At 59.4% G+C, this 15,734-nt stretch carries 16 protein-coding genes and 4 pseudogenes; 14 read left to right on the forward strand and 6 right to left on the reverse strand.

All coding sequences use genetic code 11. The features are described 5' to 3' along the window. Positions 1–50: 50 nt before the first annotated feature. A pseudogene (locus tag N7E70_RS24725) lies at positions 51–371 on the forward strand (tyrosine-type recombinase/integrase); the annotation flags it as partial. On the opposite strand, the pseudogene N7E70_RS24730 reads toward N7E70_RS24725, so the two are convergent. After that, positions 371–541, reverse strand: a pseudogene (locus N7E70_RS24730) (tyrosine-type recombinase/integrase); the annotation flags it as partial. The pseudogenes N7E70_RS24725 and N7E70_RS24730 sit on opposite strands and share 1 nt — an antisense overlap. 295 nt (positions 542–836) lie before the next feature. After that, a pseudogene (locus tag N7E70_RS24735) lies at positions 837–1,661 on the reverse strand (Fic family protein); the annotation flags it as partial. Positions 1,662–1,814: 153 nt separating this feature from the next. On the opposite strand from N7E70_RS24735, the gene N7E70_RS24740 reads away from it, so the two are divergent. From N7E70_RS24740 to N7E70_RS24750, 3 genes and pseudogenes are all read left to right on the forward strand, one after another. Further along, positions 1,815–2,876 carry a tyrosine-type recombinase/integrase gene (locus tag N7E70_RS24740; protein ID WP_154387576.1) on the forward strand — a complete coding sequence of 354 codons (1,062 nt, stop codon included), beginning with the start codon at positions 1,815–1,817 and terminating at the stop codon, positions 2,874–2,876. Between the two features lie 54 nt (positions 2,877–2,930). Continuing rightward, positions 2,931–3,227 (forward strand): ATP-binding cassette domain-containing protein, encoded by a 297-nt coding sequence (locus N7E70_RS24745; RefSeq protein ID WP_184767499.1) that lies wholly within the window; start codon positions 2,931–2,933, stop codon positions 3,225–3,227. Next, positions 3,173–3,313, forward strand: a pseudogene (locus N7E70_RS24750) (hypothetical protein); the annotation flags it as partial. The gene N7E70_RS24745 and the pseudogene N7E70_RS24750, both read left to right, overlap by 55 nt. A 1,169-nt stretch (positions 3,314–4,482) precedes the next feature. Here N7E70_RS24750 and N7E70_RS24755 read toward each other — a convergent pair. Together N7E70_RS24755 and N7E70_RS24760 are read right to left on the reverse strand one after the other, a co-directional pair. Continuing rightward, positions 4,483–4,914, reverse strand: a complete 432-nt coding sequence (locus N7E70_RS24755) for an RrF2 family transcriptional regulator (RefSeq protein ID WP_067964843.1) — start codon at positions 4,912–4,914, stop codon at positions 4,483–4,485. A gap of 51 nt (positions 4,915–4,965) precedes the next feature. After that, the gene (locus N7E70_RS24760) at positions 4,966–5,436 is read right to left on the reverse strand and encodes a group III truncated hemoglobin (protein ID WP_246470527.1); all 471 of its coding nucleotides are present in this window, start codon (positions 5,434–5,436) and stop codon (positions 4,966–4,968) included. A 144-nt stretch (positions 5,437–5,580) separates the two neighbouring features. Here N7E70_RS24760 and N7E70_RS24765 point away from each other — a divergent pair, with 144 nt between their 5' ends. Then, a complete protein-coding gene (locus tag N7E70_RS24765; RefSeq protein WP_067964845.1) occupies positions 5,581–5,883 on the forward strand; it encodes a DUF6522 family protein in 303 nt (100 codons plus the stop codon). Between the two features lie 846 nt (positions 5,884–6,729). On the opposite strand, the gene N7E70_RS24770 is transcribed toward N7E70_RS24765, so the two are convergent. Further along, entirely contained in the window at positions 6,730–7,332 is a 603-nt protein-coding gene (locus tag N7E70_RS24770; RefSeq protein WP_067964850.1) for a hypothetical protein, read from the reverse strand. 548 nt (positions 7,333–7,880) lie between these two features. Between N7E70_RS24770 and ccoN the strand changes: the two genes are divergently transcribed. The 9 genes from ccoN (at position 7,881) to N7E70_RS24815 (ending at position 15,246) form a co-directional block, all read left to right on the forward strand. Further along, positions 7,881–9,515, forward strand: a complete 1,635-nt coding sequence (ccoN, locus tag N7E70_RS24775) for a cytochrome-c oxidase, cbb3-type subunit I (protein ID WP_157097233.1) — start codon at positions 7,881–7,883, stop codon at positions 9,513–9,515. 3 nt (positions 9,516–9,518) lie between these two features. Beyond that, on the forward strand, positions 9,519–10,271 hold the full coding sequence (gene ccoO / locus N7E70_RS24780) for a cytochrome-c oxidase, cbb3-type subunit II (protein WP_067964855.1): 753 nt from the start codon (positions 9,519–9,521) through the stop codon (positions 10,269–10,271). Between the two features lie 15 nt (positions 10,272–10,286). Then, positions 10,287–10,457, forward strand: coding sequence for a CcoQ/FixQ family Cbb3-type cytochrome c oxidase assembly chaperone (locus tag N7E70_RS24785; RefSeq protein WP_067964857.1), 171 nt, complete (start codon positions 10,287–10,289; stop codon positions 10,455–10,457). Continuing rightward, positions 10,448–11,329, forward strand: a complete 882-nt coding sequence (ccoP, locus tag N7E70_RS24790; protein ID WP_067964859.1) for a cytochrome-c oxidase, cbb3-type subunit III — start codon at positions 10,448–10,450, stop codon at positions 11,327–11,329. Before N7E70_RS24785 ends, ccoP begins: the two co-directional genes overlap by 10 nt. After that, positions 11,326–11,514 carry a hypothetical protein gene (locus tag N7E70_RS24795; RefSeq protein ID WP_182575664.1) on the forward strand — a complete coding sequence of 63 codons (189 nt, stop codon included), beginning with the start codon at positions 11,326–11,328 and terminating at the stop codon, positions 11,512–11,514. Before ccoP ends, N7E70_RS24795 begins: the two co-directional genes overlap by 4 nt. Positions 11,515–11,526: 12 nt before the next feature. Next, complete coding sequence (locus N7E70_RS24800) at positions 11,527–12,345, forward strand: DUF2189 domain-containing protein (protein ID WP_067964863.1); 819 nt, start codon at positions 11,527–11,529, stop codon at positions 12,343–12,345. 2 nt (positions 12,346–12,347) lie between these two features. Then, complete coding sequence (locus N7E70_RS24805) at positions 12,348–14,594, forward strand: heavy metal translocating P-type ATPase (protein ID WP_182575665.1); 2,247 nt, start codon at positions 12,348–12,350, stop codon at positions 14,592–14,594. Next, positions 14,591–14,860, forward strand: coding sequence for a cbb3-type cytochrome oxidase assembly protein CcoS (ccoS, locus tag N7E70_RS24810; protein ID WP_182575666.1), 270 nt, complete (start codon positions 14,591–14,593; stop codon positions 14,858–14,860). Before N7E70_RS24805 ends, ccoS begins: the two co-directional genes overlap by 4 nt. Positions 14,861–15,006: 146 nt before the next feature. Further along, on the forward strand, positions 15,007–15,246 hold the full coding sequence (locus N7E70_RS24815; RefSeq protein WP_182575667.1) for a hypothetical protein: 240 nt from the start codon (positions 15,007–15,009) through the stop codon (positions 15,244–15,246). Positions 15,247–15,260: 14 nt separating this feature from the next. On the opposite strand, the gene N7E70_RS24820 is transcribed toward N7E70_RS24815, so the two are convergent. Continuing rightward, positions 15,261–15,530, reverse strand: coding sequence for a DUF6522 family protein (locus tag N7E70_RS24820; protein ID WP_182575668.1), 270 nt, complete (start codon positions 15,528–15,530; stop codon positions 15,261–15,263). Between the last annotated feature and the right edge of the window lie 204 nt (positions 15,531–15,734).

Consider the following 15,734-nt stretch of genomic DNA (forward strand, 5'->3'; position numbering starts at 1 on the left):
TCACGGAAACGGTCGCGGCACTTCAGCTGTCCGGCAGGGCTGCTCAACGCCACCGTGACGGCTGGCTGTTCCCAGGCCAACACGCAATGAAGCAGATCAGCACGCGGCAGCTCTACCGCATCGTCGTCGAGGCGGCGCAGGCCGCCGACATTACCAAGCGGGTCGGGCCGCACACGCTGCGTCACAGCTTCGCCACTCACCTGCTGGAAGACGGCGTCGACATCCGGATCATCCAGGTCCTGCTCGGGCATGCCAAGCTGAACAGCACCGCCCTCTACACCAAGGTCGCGACCCGGACGGTGCGCACGGTCACGAGCCCGCTCGACAAGCTCGGCCTGTTCAGGCCAGCAGAGATCTCGCCCGACGGCTGACCTCGTGACGAACGACCGTCCTCATGCGCGAGGCATTTTTCGATCCAGTCGCTGTTGAAACCCAGTTCATTGAGCAGCGTCGAACCAGTCCGCCTCAGATCGTGCACGGTGAAAGGCTCAAGGGGCAGACCGTCCTTCTTCGCCTGCTCGACGACCAGGTACGTAACCCACTCTAAAATTTTTCTCGTCATAAGGAATTGATTTTCCTACAGAAAATTTCCTTATGAGAACCCAGCGCCGGGACCAGACCCGTCAAAAAGTTAGCCTCTTGATTTTGCTAGGGTTTTTGGAATTTTTGTACAGGAAAAATTCTGTGAACTGTCGACATCTATCGGACATTTCGCGGGTGTCGTAAACGGCGACAATCGAAGCTAGCTATTCTAATAAAGTACCGTCAGCGTCTACGAAATCAATACGCTGATTGCGCCTCCTGTCATTCGAGGGGCGAGACAGCTACGGGGGGCTTCAGGAGCCAACCGGCAAGGGATCGGTCCCCTCGCTGAGGATTGCAAGATAGCGACGGTAGCTGAACACCCTTCCCCGCTTGCGACCGGTAATCTCTTCTAGGATGCCCATCTTCTCTAGGTCAGCCAAGGCCGCATTCACCGTCGGTGCCGACAAGCCCGTGTGCCGCACAAGCTGATTGGAGCTCAGGAACGGGTTCTGCTGGAAGAGATCGTGGATGCGGAGCGCGGATCCGGCACGATCACTTTCGGTCGTGATCCGCTCGCGGTCCTCTTTGAATAGGTCGACAATTCGGGAGGCGGCTTCAAATGCTTGGTTCGCCGTTTCGGCCACCCCGATGAGGAAGAAGTCGAGCCAGGCCTCCCAGCTGCCGTTTTCCCACATCTCTTGGAGCAAACGATAATAGTCGGCACGATGCATCTTCAGATAGAGGCTGAGATAGAGCAGCGGCTTGCGCAGCACTCCATTGACGCAAAGAGACAGCGTCACCAGCAGCCGACCGATGCGGCCGTTGCCGTCGAGGAACGGGTGGATGGTTTCGAACTGGACATGCAGCAGGCCAGCCTTGATCAATGCCGGAAGACGCGAAGTATCCTCATGCATAAAGCGCTCCAGCGCATCGAGGCTAGCGTCGAGTTCGGTGACGGGCGGCGGCACGTAGAGCGCATTGCCGAGCCGCGAACCACCGATCCAGTTCTGTGTGCGGCGAAACTCGCCCGGGCTTTTCGTGCCGCCGCGGCCGCTTTGCAGGAGCCGCGCGTGCATCTCGCGGATCAGGCGCAATGACAGCGGCAGCTCTTCCAGCCGCTCCAGCCCATCCATCATGGGCGCAATGGCCAGTCTATGTTCTTGATATTCCATCATTTTTTTAGTAGTCTCAATTAGTTAGGTCGCACCGAGTGCACACGAATTTACGCCACATTGCGACGCTTTTCGCCACCATTCGACGGCTGAGTGCACACGGAGCGCACACGAAAAATGGCCAGTTTCACAAAACTCCATTCCGGCTCCTGGCGCGTTCAAGTTCGTCGCAAGGGCCGTTACGTCAGCGAGACCTTCTTGCGGCGAGACGATGCCCGACGCTGGGCCCTTGAGGCGGAGCGCCAGATTGATCGTGGCGAAACGCCAAATCAGTCGCGCATCGCCCGCCTCAAAACCTTCGGCGATCTCATCGACCTTCATATCGACGACATGTGTGACGTCGGCAAGCCCCCTCGACGCTCGAAAGCTGCGACTCTGGATATGCTGAAGCGTCAGCTTGGAAAGTGCAACATGGCGGCGCTCGATCGCGAGCGGCTCATTCGGTTCGGCCGCGATCGAGCGACAAAAGGTGCAGGCCCTGCTACCCTCGGCATCGACATTGGCACTATCAAGCTCATTCTGTCTCACGCGGCCGCAGTTCACGGCCTACCCGTTACAATCGAGGCCGTAGACCTCGCCCGCATCGCTTTGAAACAGCTAGGTCTGGTTGGCAAAGGGCAGGAGCGCGACCGTCGTCCGACCCAAGATGAACTCGACCGGTTGATCTCGCATTTCGACGCAAACCCGCGTCAGATCGCCCCAATTGGCCGGATCATCCGCTTCGCTGTTGCTACCGCAATGCGCCAAGAGGAAATCTGCACAGTGCGTTGGTCGGACCTGGAATGTCGCACCCGGATGCTTCTCATCCGTGACCGGAAGGATCCCCGAAACAAGCAGGGAAACAACCAGCGCATTCCTCTTTTCGCTGCATGCGGATACGACGCATGGGCCATCGTGGAGGAGCAGCGCGCCTGCCGAAGTAACAACGATGATCGGATTTTCCCATACAATGGCAGATCAGTCGGCACAGCTTTTCGTCGCGGATGCGCCGACCTGAGTATCCACGACCTACACTTCCACGACTTGCGACACGAAGGCACAAGCCGACTTTTCGAGGCCGGATTCACAATCGAGCAAGTTGCACTCGTTACCGGGCACAAGGACTGGAAGATGCTCAAGCGGTATACGCACCTAAAGCCAGAAGCCCTCCACGCTCTACTTGCAGCCCGCGCCGCATGAGTTTCGGATCCGTTCAGGCGTGGGTGTGCGGTAGTTTCGCTCATCCGAGGGTCGATGACACAGCAGCAAGTCCAGGCAATTCGCGTGCGGGGCTTGGAGAAGTCGTACGAACTGCATGTGTTGCGCGGCGTGGACTTCGAAGTGGCACGCGACAGTATCTTTGCACTGCTCGGTTCGAACGGGGCGGGCAAGACAACGGCGGAGAAAATCCTGTCCACTCGGCTCAGGGCGGACGATGGCGCGGCCAGTATCGACGGCTTCGATGTCGCCCCGCAACCGCCGAACGTGCGAGAGGCCATCAGTACGGTGCTGCTTTCGACGATCCCGATCTCGTCGTCGCCTGCGTCATAGGCGACTGCGAGGCAGAAGCCGGCAAGCTCGCTGCCTCCTGGCATTCGAACAAGTTCATGCACCCGGCAGATGACGGCGTCGTGCTGGCAACCGCAGAAACGGGACAGCCGGCCGTGATCGCGCCTGGTCGGTCCTGAAGCGGAGCTACAGGGTGGGGAACGTCCACTTTTTGTTCCTGCACGGGGCAAAAGACCTGATCAGTTCAAGGCTGCTTGCCCGCATCGATCCGGTTGGGTATTGCCAAGGAACCAGCAGCGATCGTAGCCGAGGCAGTCGCTGCGCTCGGCCCGTAGCTTGTAGCTCGCTCCGAAGCCTTACCATCTTAGGGCGTCGCTAGTATTCCCCTAGGCCGTCCACCCGAAAGCGTCTTCGACTTCGTGCAGAGCATCACTGTCGTCGCGCGTGACAAAACCCACTCGATTGCTTATCAAACCCATTTAGGTCATTGATCTAGCTTGATTTTTTCTTGTCCGCAGCGCCGAATGCCGACCTATGGGTGACTTCCGGGACCTGGCGGCGCGGGCAGCGGTTAACCAAGTCCTTTCTCGTCTGGTGAGAAACGGTAGACTCCGCAACCTGGCGCGTGATCTGTATGATTTCCCTAAGGTCCATCCCAAGCTCGGCCCACTTCAGCCGCTGATCGGACCGCTCTCTTTGGCGAGACGGGCGCGGGCCGTGGGTCGCCAACGCGATCATCGAAAACGACTTCTGGGTCTGCTGGACCTTGAGGCGGCTTTTTCGGCCTGCAGGGGAACGACGCTGACATTGGACTTCAAGGGTGGCACGTCCCTTTCTAAAGACATTCGGCGCAATCCGGCGGTCGTTGCGGACTTGTGAAACATGCGGCCAGCCCCGCCAACTGCGTGGAACGCGCTGGCTGTACGTGGCCTGCGACGCTCATCCTGGAGGCGAACCTCCCCTGCCAACAGAATGCTCGTGTTTACAGTGGCGGGTTCGCGGTACTTTACGACTAAGAAGCCGACGATTTGCTCCGCACTTTCATCAGCTAAGGCAAGCGAAATCCGTTTGCTTTCCGAGGACTAGCCGACAGGCCTAATCGCAGCAGGGCTGGCCAACTATTTTTTGCCGGGCCGCAGTAGGAAACTGTGGCGTTAGCCTGCTCGACCACCAAAGGTATCGCTGCTTGCAACTCGCCGCCTGGGCAAAGGGGGCAAAACGCACTTCACTGACCTAAATGAGGCGCACCAATACGTTGTCGTCATAGCTGAAAATCAACGGCTTCTCCATGTGCTCGCTAGGCGCCGGAAACGTCAACGAGGAAATCCTGACGCGCCAGGGCGATGTCTGCTAGCGTGTAGCGATCGAGCGTGCACTGGAACGATGAGAGTGCGTCGCGCAGCATGCCGGAAAGCTTGCAGCACCGCGTGATCGTGCATTGGTTGCCCGTAGTAAAGCACTCGACTAGAGCAAAGTCCGGCTCGGTCAGCCGGATCACGTCGCCGATGCGGATATCTTCCGGTCGGCGACCGAGTGTCAGTCCCCCCGACCTGCCGCGGACCGCAACAAGATAGCCGGCCCGGGTGAGCGTATTAGCCACCTTGTTGAGGTGCGTCTTCGACACACCGAAGGCGCGCGCCGTCTCTTCGATCGTGAACAACTGATCACCGGCGGACGCCGCGAACATCAGCATGCGCAGCGTATAGTCGGAAAAATTCGTCAGCCTCATTTTTCGCTCCAAACTTCGCCGCATGCCCGCCCTGCCGACCGCCTCGGCACATCACAGGCTGTCGGGCGTGATCGGTTCAACCGTCAACGTGTTTTCACCGCGGTTATAGGCGAGCGCAAGCCGGAAGGAATGCGCGATGCGCAATGCCCGTTCCATGAATAGCGCCGCAATCTCCGGCGGGCAGAGCTTGTCGACGGTGGCGCGAAACAAACCCAGCCATCGCCGGAAATGCTGCTCGCCCAGACCCGGAATCGCAAGATGCGGCGGCAGCGGGCGACCCTCATAGCTCGCGGTTCGCAGCATGAGCGACGACCAGAAGTCGCACATCTTCGCAAGATGCCGTGGCCAGTCTTGCGGAGCAATGGCGCCGTTGAACACTGGTCCGAGCAGGGTATCCTTGCGGATTTCGTCGTAGAACCCATGAACCACGGCGTGGATCATCTGCTCGTCCAATTGCCCGGGCAGCACTCGGCCGTCGATGACGATGGTCGGTTTTTCCTTTGTGCCTGCACTCATATCCATGTGTCACCCCTGCCGGGTTGATGCGGCTTTCTGTCGTCCGAATTTGATGTGATGCGAATATGCTGCAACATGCGAAATAAAACATATATCATAGATCTATCTTTATGCTAGACACTGGCGGCGCGCGGCGATGAGGAAGACCACATGAAGCTCGATCTTGACCAGACCGGTTCCAACATCTTGGAACCCCAGAGGCATTCGGTGGAAGCGAACGAACTGCGCCGCCGCATGCGCCTCGGCCTCGTGACCAGCATGGTCGAGCACGGCGTCGACGGCGACGAAAGTCGCATTCGCCTGACTGTACGCAATGGCGACTCGGTTTGCTGCGGCATTGTCGACGCAGACAACCGCCTTGTCAGCGAAGTGTCCCTCGACCTCAGGTATTCTTCATTCCGGCAGGCTAGCCAGGCTCGGAAATTGCGGCAGTGCGCACTTGGCAGTGCCTGATCAAAATCAGTTCAGGAAGAACCCCGCCAACAGGGAATGGCACCATGAACGATAATCACTCGGGAAGTACCCTCGTGCCGATGCTAGTCGGTGGCTTAGTGCTTGTGACCGTAGGTTACATGGTGATCATGATGTTCGTGTGAGCAGAGTCACTCGACGATGCGGAGTTCCGCATAGCTCGAGCGATTAGCACCTCGCCTGCAAGCAGCCCCAGCCGCGTGCGGCGGATCCATGCTCCTCAGGCGTCATGAATCAATCGACGTGGCTAATCGCGGCGCTGCTTGCCTACGCGACTACACAGCCTCGATCGACATCGAATATCTCGTAGGCCTCCGCGGTACAAATCTGCGCTCGACCAAAAGTGCCTTGGCCCGGCACGCCAAATCATCCAACTTCAGCAATGCACCGTCTCCCATTGCGCCTCTATGAGGTTGGCTTCGGAAGCCACGTCTTTCCAACGTCTGTAACGTGCCATGTTGCCTCGGAAGTTGATTTAGAAAGCTCGCTAAAGCGCCAGGAAGGAATCCAACAAGAAGATGTCTTCGAACCTTCTGAGGCACCTGACCTCCTCGTGTTCAGTAAGCCGGCAGATATGAGAGCTAGGGCATTGGCTAGATGATTTCGCGTCAGGCTGAGCCGTGTGCGAAAGCGCTGTAAGATGCCGGATCGCCACGTCGCATGATCGTCGCGCGTCGCGCGAGTCAGAAGACGACGCACCCAGACCTACCCGACCGATCCAAGCTGTGCGGTCCACTGCAAAATGGAGAACTCTACAGCTTGGACTGTTAGTCGCCGAATTCTCAACCTATCAACGATCACTGCTTTTCTAACCGAAGCGCGACGGCTTCACGGGATAGTATGAATTTTACAACCAATGCCGTTGGCATCGCACGCGTTGGTATAAGTGCCGCGTGACTCCAACTGGGTCATGCCAAACTCGGTAATCGAGAAGCAGGCACTCTTCCCTCTAGCTGATCGGACAACCAGTCCGGCCGTCAATGCCAATGTCAGAACGCGGGCAAGGTTGGCATGTTCAAGTCGCAATCTAGATCCGATAGATTTCCTGTCCAAACGTCCACCATGCACACTCTTTAGAATCTGGAGCAGCTCCTTGACGTGCTTCTTGTTCAGCACGTTTGATACCGGGAATGGCGTTGCAACCGCGATAGACTCGTACACAAGGTCCCGAAGAACCCCTAGCTTCTCGGAAGCGGTCGTCCCACGGAAATGAGAAACGAGCTGGCGAAGCAGGTTGTGCCACTGCTTCAATTCGTCATCGCGCCGTCTGGCATCCAACGCTTTCCAAGCCCAAGATCTGAACACATCAACGACGTCGCCACAATCCGCCTCGGACCAATTGGGAGCGCACCTTTCCACGATCGCACAAGCCTCAGCGGCACTCAGGAGTCCCGTCGCAATTTCCTCGAACTGGCTGGTCTCCGCAGTCACTGCATCACTCCGAACGTTCACATTGTTTTCTAGCGTGTGGCCTGGGCACGGAACTGCCTTTGATGGCGCGTGTTTGACGGCGCGATCAAAGACCAATCGCGACTTTACCCACGGCGTTCACAGCGAAGACATCAGCGCATGCGTCTGGGTAGGTCGTCAGCGGCAGAAATATCCAGATCTTCATTGTGCGCCTCCTTGAGACATCACGCGGCAGTTCCACGGTTGATCCATCTTAGCTGAGACGGCCCAGGGCTAACTTGATCTGGAACAAATCCCTCACGTGTTCTCGCAATCCTCGCGTGACGACTCCATGCCAACTCCCCAATGATTGGGGCTTCGGCACAGGAGCTGAGCGGCTGGCAGCGGCGTCAGCAGCTCCTTCGAATACTCTTGAGCACTGTCGGGCAGCCTGCATTTCGAAGACCATCCGGCCCCATCGGGCAGCGCGCTCCATCGGTCCAAACATCTTCCTTGGCGGAACTGCTTGATATCTGACAGAAATACCTGAAACTGAGCCACGTCGAATCCGCGGAGGAGGAAAGACGATGATCCGGCAACTTACGTCTTCGGAACGTCAGAACGCCGCCGTGATAGCGATTGCGGTGGCGATCGTTGGATTGGCGATGGCTGCCGTGGGTCGCACAGATGTGCTCGGCGTCCATGGCGTCATGGTCATGCTGTTCGCAGGCGCCGTCCTGTTTTATGTGCTGTCTGGCCTGTACCAGCCCGAACCGACGGAAGACCGGGAAACATCCTATTACGACGACCCAATCAAGGTCGGCATTGTCCTATCGATGGCTTGGGCAGTGTTCGGGATGTTCATGGGCGTCTGGGTCGCCGCGCAGCTTGCATGGCCCAACCTTGCCTTCGACGCTGGCTGGTCGAGTTTCGGCCGTCTCCGCCCGACCCACACCACCGGAGTGATCTTTGGTTTTGGCGGCAATGCCTTGATCGCGACTTCGTTTCATGTGGTGCAGCGGACTTCGCGCGCGCGGCTCGCCGGACAACTCAGCCCTTGGTTTGTGCTCCTCGGCTACAACCTATTCTGCTTGCTTGCCGTGTCGGGCTATCTGATTGGGGTGACGCAATCCAAGGAATACGCCGAGGCTGAGTGGTACGCCGATATCTGGCTGGTGATTGTCTGGGTGACCTACTTCATCCTCTATCTGAGGACGATCGCCAGGCGGAAGGAACCGCACATCTACGTGGCCAACTGGTACTTCATGGCGTTCATTCTGGTCGTCGCAATTCTCCACATCGTCAACAACCTGGCACTCCCCATTTCGTGGGGGCATGCGAAGAGCTACACGGTCTGGCCTGGCGTCCAGGATGCGATGGTGCAGTGGTGGTACGGACACAACGCGGTCGCCTTCTTCCTTACGGCCGGCTTCCTTGGCATGCTGTATTATTACCTTCCAGTAAGGGCTCAGCGGCCAATCTTCTCCTACCGCCTTTCGATCCTGAGCTTCTGGGGCATCACCTTCTTTTACATGTGGGCGGGTTCGCACCACCTCCACTATACCGCGCTGCCGCATTGGGTTCAGACGCTTGGCATGACCTTCTCGGTGATGTTGCTGGTTCCGTCCTGGGCTTCCGCGGGAAATGCGTTGCTTACCCTGAACGGCGCGTGGCACCGGGTGCGGGACGATGCGACTTTGCGGTTCATGATGGCTGCCGCCGTGTTTTACGGCATATCGACTTTCGAAGGCTCGTTCCTTGCTATCCGGCCTGTGAATTCGCTGTCCCACTATACAGATTGGACCGTCGGGCATGTCCACGCTGGCGCGCTGGGCTGGGTGGCGCTGATCACTTTTGGATCGCTCTACACGCTGGTGCCAAGCCTCTGGAAACGCGAGCGGATGTACTCAGCAGCCCTCGTGGAAGTGCATTTCTGGCTCGCGATTGCCGGGACGCTGATCTACGTCTTCGCGATGTGGAATTCGGGCATCATCCAGGGACTGATGTGGCGGACTTATACGGAAGAAGGCGCCCTCGCTTATTCCTTCGTCGATTCACTGGTGGCGATGTACCCGTATTACATCGCGCGGGCCTTTGGAGGGCTGCTTTTCTTGATTGGTGCAGTAGTCGGCTGCTACAACATCTGGATGACGGTTCGGTCTGCGCCGTTGGCGGCCCCGCTCAATGCGGACGTCCCGATCGCTCCTGCCGTGGCGGGAGAATGATGAATGCCTGAGATCTTTCACCGCAAACTCGAGCGTTCAGCGATTGGCTTGGTGATCGCAATCATCGCAGCCGCGAGCGTGGGCGGCATCGTCGAAATCGCCCCACTCTTCACAATCGACGAGACTGTCGAAGAAGCCCCGGACATGCGGATGTACACGCCGCTTGAGCTTGCCGGGCGCAACATCTACGTCCGCGAGGGCTGCTATGCCTGCCACAGCCAGATGATCCGTACGCTGCGCGACGAGGTGGAACGCTACGGCCCATATTCGCTTGCCGTCGAGTCAAAGTACGATCGCCCGATGCTCTGGGGCTCCAAGCGGACTGGGCCCGATCTTGCTCGCGTCGGCGGCAAGTATTCCGACTTCTGGCATGTCGCCCACCTGACAAACCCACGCGACGTCGTTCCAGAATCCAACATGCCTGCTTATCGCTGGCTCGCGCGCACCTCTCTCAAAATGGAGGACCTCCCGCTTCACCTCGCGGCGCAGAAGGCGCTGGGCGTTCCTTATACTGACGAAATGGTGGAGAACGCGGCGCGCGATGCTTACGGTCAAGCGACGCCGGACACCGACTTCGCTGCCGGGGTTGCCACACGATATGGCGACGAAACTCAAGTCAGTGCTTTTGATGGCGTGAAGACCGACGTCACCGAGATGGACGCGCTCGTGGCGTATCTGCAGATCCTAGGAAGACTGACCGGAGCCGCATACGAAAACACCGCGGCTCCAGAGGGAAAACCTAACCCGGAAGGGTAAGCGGAGGGTTTCGGAATGGACCTGGATCACAACTCGGTTGTCGCCTTTTCCAAGAGCTGGGGCCTCTTCTACCTGATTGCGCTGGCCGTCGGCGTGGTGGTCTACACATTCTGGCCGTCAAACCGGAAGCGTTTCAATCAGGCCAAGAACAGCATCCTCGGCGAGGACGACAAGCCATGGAAGTGAACGAACGCGATCCCGTCAGCGGCCGTGAGACCACAGGCCACGAATGGAACGGCATCAAGGAACTGGACACCCCGGTCCCGCGGGGGGTGCTGCTGTTCCTGATCGTGACGCACCTGTGGGCGATCGCCTGGTGGTTCCTGGTGCCGGCCTGGCCACTCGGGACGACCTATACACGAGGCCTCTTAGGGGTCGACCAGAGGCAGACTGTCGAAGCGCGTGTCGTCGACGGCCAGCGCGAACGCGCTGCCTGGATGGCACGCCTCGAAAAGGAGCCGTACGACGCCATCCAGGCGGACGAGGCGCTGATGCAGACGGTCCGCAACACGGGGCGGCAGTTGTTCGGGGATAACTGCGCCGCATGCCACGGTCGGGACGGCAAAGGCCGGGCAAACTACCCGGACCTCACCGATGACGACTGGCTATGGGGTGGTGGACCCCAGCTTATCGAGCAGACAATGCGTGTCGGCATCAATACCCGGCATCCGGAAAGCCGCGTCGGGCAGATGCCAGCCTTTGGGCGGGACGAGGTGCTCGACCGGGATCAGGTGCGGAGCGTGGCCGCCTACGTCTATTCACTTTCCCATCCGGACTACTCGACCGCGGACAATCTCAAACGGATAGAAGCGGGGCGAGAAGTCTTTTTGACAACGTGCGCTGCCTGCCACGGAGAAGACGGGAAGGGAAACAGGGATGTCGGCGCGCCAAACCTAACGGATACGCACTGGATCTACGGAAGCGACCTCGACACCATCATTGCGTCGGTGCACGGCGGACGCCAAGGCCATATGCCCACCTGGGATGAAAGGCTGACGACGGCTGAGATCCGCACGATTGCGCTCTACGTGCATGACCTGGGGACGCAACAGCCATGACCGTACAGTCGAAAAGACGGTACCACAGCATCATGCTCTGGATGCTGGTCCCGGCAGGGCTGCTGCTTTTCGCCGGAGCCAATGCTCACCTGATCTATGTTGCAGTCGATTCTCAGCCGGACTGCGTCAAGCACTTTAAGGCCGCGGGCGAAGGTGGCTATCGCGCTGCCAAGTCGGCATGTTGAGGAGGCGAAGAGATGAGCGACACCGAAAAGTCGTACTGGCTGCTCAGCGAAACCTCTGGCATCGGCGAGACGCGCGACCCGCGGCTCAACCGCGGTCTGTCGCCCTTCATCGGCCTCAGGTGGCTGTCAGCGGGCTGGCGGGATTTCTGGACACGCCCGGCGTCTAGCTTGGGATACGGAATTGGTGTTTTCGTCCTGTCGGCCTGCTTCGTTTGGACGCTCGTTGCTTTCGGCCGGGACTACATTCTCTTTCCGGCGCTGGCGGGATTCATGATCGTGGCTCCTTTTCTGGCGGTCGGCCTCTATGAAAAAAGTCGGGCCATCGAGGAAGGACGCGAGATCAGCTTCGGATCCATGCTCCTCGTGCGTCCAAGGGCAGGCGCGCAGGTCTTCTTTGCCGGGCTGTTGCTGTGCTGCCTCCTTCTGCTCTGGATGCGTGCCGCGGTTCTGCTCTACGCGCTCTTTTTTGGAGTTACGGCGTTTCCGGGGCTAGACCACATCGTCGGCCTGCTGTTTGGGACTGCGTACGGGTGGACAATGATCGTCGTCGGGACAGCGATCGGCGGCCTTTTTGCTGCCTTTGCCTATGCCATCAGCGTCTTTGCAGTGCCCCTACTCCTTGATCGGCGCGTCGATGCGCTGACCGCGATGGGCACAAGCATGAAACTCGTCTGGAACAATCTGCCTGCAATGCTGGGCTGGGCTGCAATCCTGCTGGTTCTTTTCGCCGTCTGTGTCGTCACGGGGCTCGTGGGGATGATCTTGATCTTTCCCCTGCTCGGCCATGCCACCTGGCACGCCTATAGGGCCGTGGCGCTCCCGGAGACCTGACGGTGAGCTGCTGCGCCCACGGAGCGGAGGCAGCGCTGCAACTGGCGCGTTGCGGCAGCGCGACCGCTGGCGAAATCTTGCTGGCGCGACGCGATCTGGGAGATGGCATCTTTCAGACTGACCTTTCGGTACCCCAAGCCAGGTGTGGCACCTGCATCACCTCAATCGAAGGGGCCCTGCAAAACCTTGAGGGAGTTCTCGCCGCCCGCGTGAACCTTACGTCCCGCCGCGTATCCGTAAGGTGGCGTGGCGACCATGCCCCTCCTGTAACTGAGGCACTGGCTGCCATCGGATACGACTCCAGCCTCGCGGAAGCGGGAGATGATCTTCGTGACCCCGAGATGTCGAGATTGCTGCGCGCCACCGCAGTGGCGGGCTTTGCGGCAATGAACATCATGCTGTTGTCAGTGTCGGTGTGGTCGGGTGCAGACGCGCAGACTCGAAGTGCTTTTCACCTGGTTTCCGGCCTGCTGGCAGTACCTGCGGTCGCCTATTCCGGAAGAATATTCTTCATTTCGGCATGGAGGTCGGTATGGCGTCGCACAAGCAGCATGGATCTTCCTATTTCGGTTGGGGTCCTGCTGACGTTGGCGCTGAGCCTGTACGATACATTTGCCGGAGGGCCGCACGCATATTTCGACGCCGTAACTTCCCTTATCTTTTTCCTGCTTGCCGGACGCACGCTTGACTATGCAATGAGGCGCAAGGCGCGGAAGGCGGTCTCCGGCCTCAGCCGCTTGATACCGCGAGGCGTCACGGTGATACGCGCTGACGGGAGCCGCGAGTTTTGCGATCTCATGGAAGTTGAGCCGGGCGACATCATCCCGGTCGGCCCAGGCGACCGGGTTCCGGTAGACGGCACGATAGTGGCCGGGCGCGGCAGTCTCGACCAGTCGGTAGTCAGCGGAGAAGCGACGCCAACGCGTGCCCAGCCTGGGACCGCCGTTTTGTCTGGCGCGCTCAGCCTCGATGGCGCGCTGACGGTTCGTGCCGATAGACGTGCCAAGGATTCCTTCCTCGCTGACATGGCGAAATTGATGGATGCGGCGGAGGACGGGCGGGCACAGTATCGCCGCATCGCGGATCGAGCCGCGGCGTTGTATTCCCCCGTCGTCCATTTGTTGGCCCTCGCCACCTGCGCGGCCTGGATCGCAATCACGGGCGATTGGCATGCATCGGTCACGGCCGCCGTTTCGGTGCTAATAATCACCTGCCCATGTGCATTGGGTTTGGCTGTGCCCATGGTTCAGGTTGTGGCCGCACGAAGGCTGTTTGACCTCGGTATCACGCTCAAGGACGGCGGCGCCCTGGAACGGCTCGCCGAAGCTGACACGGTCGTGTTCGACAAGACCGGAACTCTGACGACGGGTGTCACGCGTGTAGAACGTCACACGGCTGCCCTGCACGACGTGCCCGCCGCTGCCGCTCTCGCAGCCCTGTCCAGACACCCGGCTTCATGCGCGGTCGCCGCTCTCGCCTCGACCGGGCCCGAAGTCGCGGATTTTCGCGAGGTGTCTGGGTACGGAATTGAAGGCCGGATCGATGGGAATGTCTTTCGGCTCGGCAGGCGGGAATGGGTTTCAGGCCTGCCAGGCAATGCAAGCCGCGAATCCATGGCTTGGCTGTCGAAGAACGGCACGCTCGCTGGTTCGTTCACGATCGCCCACAATCTTCGTCCCGATGCAGCGGAAGCCGTTGGAACGCTGGAAAGTTGGGGATTGGCAACAGAGGTCCTATCGGGCGACTCTGCGATCGCAGTCAGGAAGGTCGCGGATGCGCTTGGAATTTCTGAGGGCCGCCACGGCGTTTTGCCTGAGGGCAAGGTCAACCGACTCAGAGATCTGGTCGCCTCCGGCCGCCGCGTACTGATGGTTGGCGACGGCCTGAATGACGCTCCGGCACTGGCAGCGGCACATGTTTCCATGGCGCCCTCTTCGGCGGCGGATATCGGACGCACCGCTGCCGATCTCGTCTTTCTGCGGAACAGCCTCGAAGGTGTCCCGCAGGCAATCGGCATCGCCCGCAATGCCGCCCGGCTGGTGCGGCAGAACTTCGCGCTCGCTGTGGCCTACAACGTCTTGGCCTTGCCCCTCGCAATGTCGGGTCAAATAACTCCGCTCATTGCAGCCGTGGCCATGTCGACGTCGTCAATCCTGGTCGTTGGCAACGCCTTGCGGCTCCCGCGCGAAACGGCTTCGTCCACGCGGTCTGCAGGCTTTCGCCGCCTAGTCCCAGCGGAGGCTGCATGAGCTATCTCTCTTTGTTGATTCCAATTGCCTTAGGCATGGGCTTGGTTGGTTTGGCGGCTTTCCTATGGTCGTTGCGGAGTGGCCAGTACGAGGATCTGGATGGGGCTGCGGCGCGGGTCTTGCCTTCAGGTGCCGACGCTCCTCTTAGTCTGCAGGCACGCAAAAATGATGCAGCGGCCCTTCCCACTCGGGGGAACGCCACGGCTGCCAACGGCGTTTGTTCAAGAACTGAAACGGAAGGCTTCGAAGATGTCTCGAGCAAGTGACAGGCCGTTCGGCTGGGTGGCGGCGCTAGCCGTAGCTTCAGGAGCTGCAGTGCTGGTTCCAAGCCTTGCAGTGCTGGCTATCAGCCTTCTCGCGGTTGCTGCGTTGGTGTTCTGATACGACCTGGAAACGGTCGACGGAGGAAGCGATGACCATGACACGCGAAGATGTCGTCTCGGTCCTCGGCCGCGTGGACGACGAAATGATTGCGGAACTCATTTTGACAGAAGCTTCGCTGACAGAGTTGAAAGAGGCTTGGGCGTGGGTCTTCGGGGACGACGCGTTGATGGGCGAAGGCCGGCCGCTGCCAGGAAGCCGGGTGGCAGCCTTGATCGATCTGATTGCACCCGACGAGGACGACGTCGGTCCAGCTCAGGACACCCCCTAGTCTATTCGACTTGCTTATTTCCAGGCGAACTTGCGAGGCGCCATGGTCAGCTCCTCGCTGAGGACTTGGCCGTCATCGGCAACGATAAGAAGCAGTTCGCGATCGCGATATCTGAAGGACAGGCGGTGCCGCCCTTCATCGTCGCCAACTCCCCGTTCGACCAGGCACTTGATGTGCCCTTGCTGGATCTTCCTTAGGAAGTACTCGACAGCCAGTTTCATTCCGCGGGCAGCCACGGTCGCATCGATCTCGGGACCGTCGGGGGCCCAGCGAACCATCGCCATAGTCGTTCTCCGTCTCGTTCAGCGAATGGCAGCCTAGTCACGCGTCAGCCGATGTCGTTGCGAAGGCGCAAAGATGCACGAATCGTCACCCGCTTTTCCGACGCCGAACTTCCGCGTTGATTGACGGAGCGCAACGAAAGGATGGCCGGATCGGCGATGCTAAGACGAAATGCATGGGAAAAATGAGATGGCTTCAAGCAAGCG

The sequence above is a fragment of the Aminobacter sp. NyZ550 genome (genome assembly GCF_025628925.2).
GTDB lineage: Bacteria > Pseudomonadota > Alphaproteobacteria > Rhizobiales > Rhizobiaceae > Aminobacter > Aminobacter ciceronei.

What these genes read in the sequence shown, in the direction of transcription:
- N7E70_RS24815 (WP_182575667.1), top strand. Translation starts at nt 15,007, where the DNA reads ATGACCATGACACGCGAAGATGTCGTCTCGGTCCTCGGCCGCGTGGAC.
- N7E70_RS24745 (WP_184767499.1), top strand. Translation starts at nt 2,931, where the DNA reads ATGACACAGCAGCAAGTCCAGGCAATTCGCGTGCGGGGCTTGGAGAAG.
- ccoO (WP_067964855.1), top strand. Translation starts at nt 9,519, where the DNA reads ATGCCTGAGATCTTTCACCGCAAACTCGAGCGTTCAGCGATTGGCTTG.
- ccoP (WP_067964859.1), top strand. Translation starts at nt 10,448, where the DNA reads ATGGAAGTGAACGAACGCGATCCCGTCAGCGGCCGTGAGACCACAGGC.
- N7E70_RS24795 (WP_182575664.1), top strand. Translation starts at nt 11,326, where the DNA reads ATGACCGTACAGTCGAAAAGACGGTACCACAGCATCATGCTCTGGATG.
- ccoS (WP_182575666.1), top strand. Translation starts at nt 14,591, where the DNA reads ATGAGCTATCTCTCTTTGTTGATTCCAATTGCCTTAGGCATGGGCTTG.
- N7E70_RS24765 (WP_067964845.1), top strand. Translation starts at nt 5,581, where the DNA reads ATGAAGCTCGATCTTGACCAGACCGGTTCCAACATCTTGGAACCCCAG.
- N7E70_RS24740 (WP_154387576.1), top strand. Translation starts at nt 1,815, where the DNA reads ATGGCCAGTTTCACAAAACTCCATTCCGGCTCCTGGCGCGTTCAAGTT.
- N7E70_RS24820 (WP_182575668.1), bottom strand. Translation starts at nt 15,530, where the DNA reads ATGGCGATGGTTCGCTGGGCCCCCGACGGTCCCGAGATCGATGCGACC.
- N7E70_RS24755 (WP_067964843.1), bottom strand. Translation starts at nt 4,914, where the DNA reads ATGAGGCTGACGAATTTTTCCGACTATACGCTGCGCATGCTGATGTTC.
- N7E70_RS24800 (WP_067964863.1), top strand. Translation starts at nt 11,527, where the DNA reads ATGAGCGACACCGAAAAGTCGTACTGGCTGCTCAGCGAAACCTCTGGC.
- N7E70_RS24785 (WP_067964857.1), top strand. Translation starts at nt 10,287, where the DNA reads ATGGACCTGGATCACAACTCGGTTGTCGCCTTTTCCAAGAGCTGGGGC.
- N7E70_RS24760 (WP_246470527.1), bottom strand. Translation starts at nt 5,436, where the DNA reads ATGGATATGAGTGCAGGCACAAAGGAAAAACCGACCATCGTCATCGAC.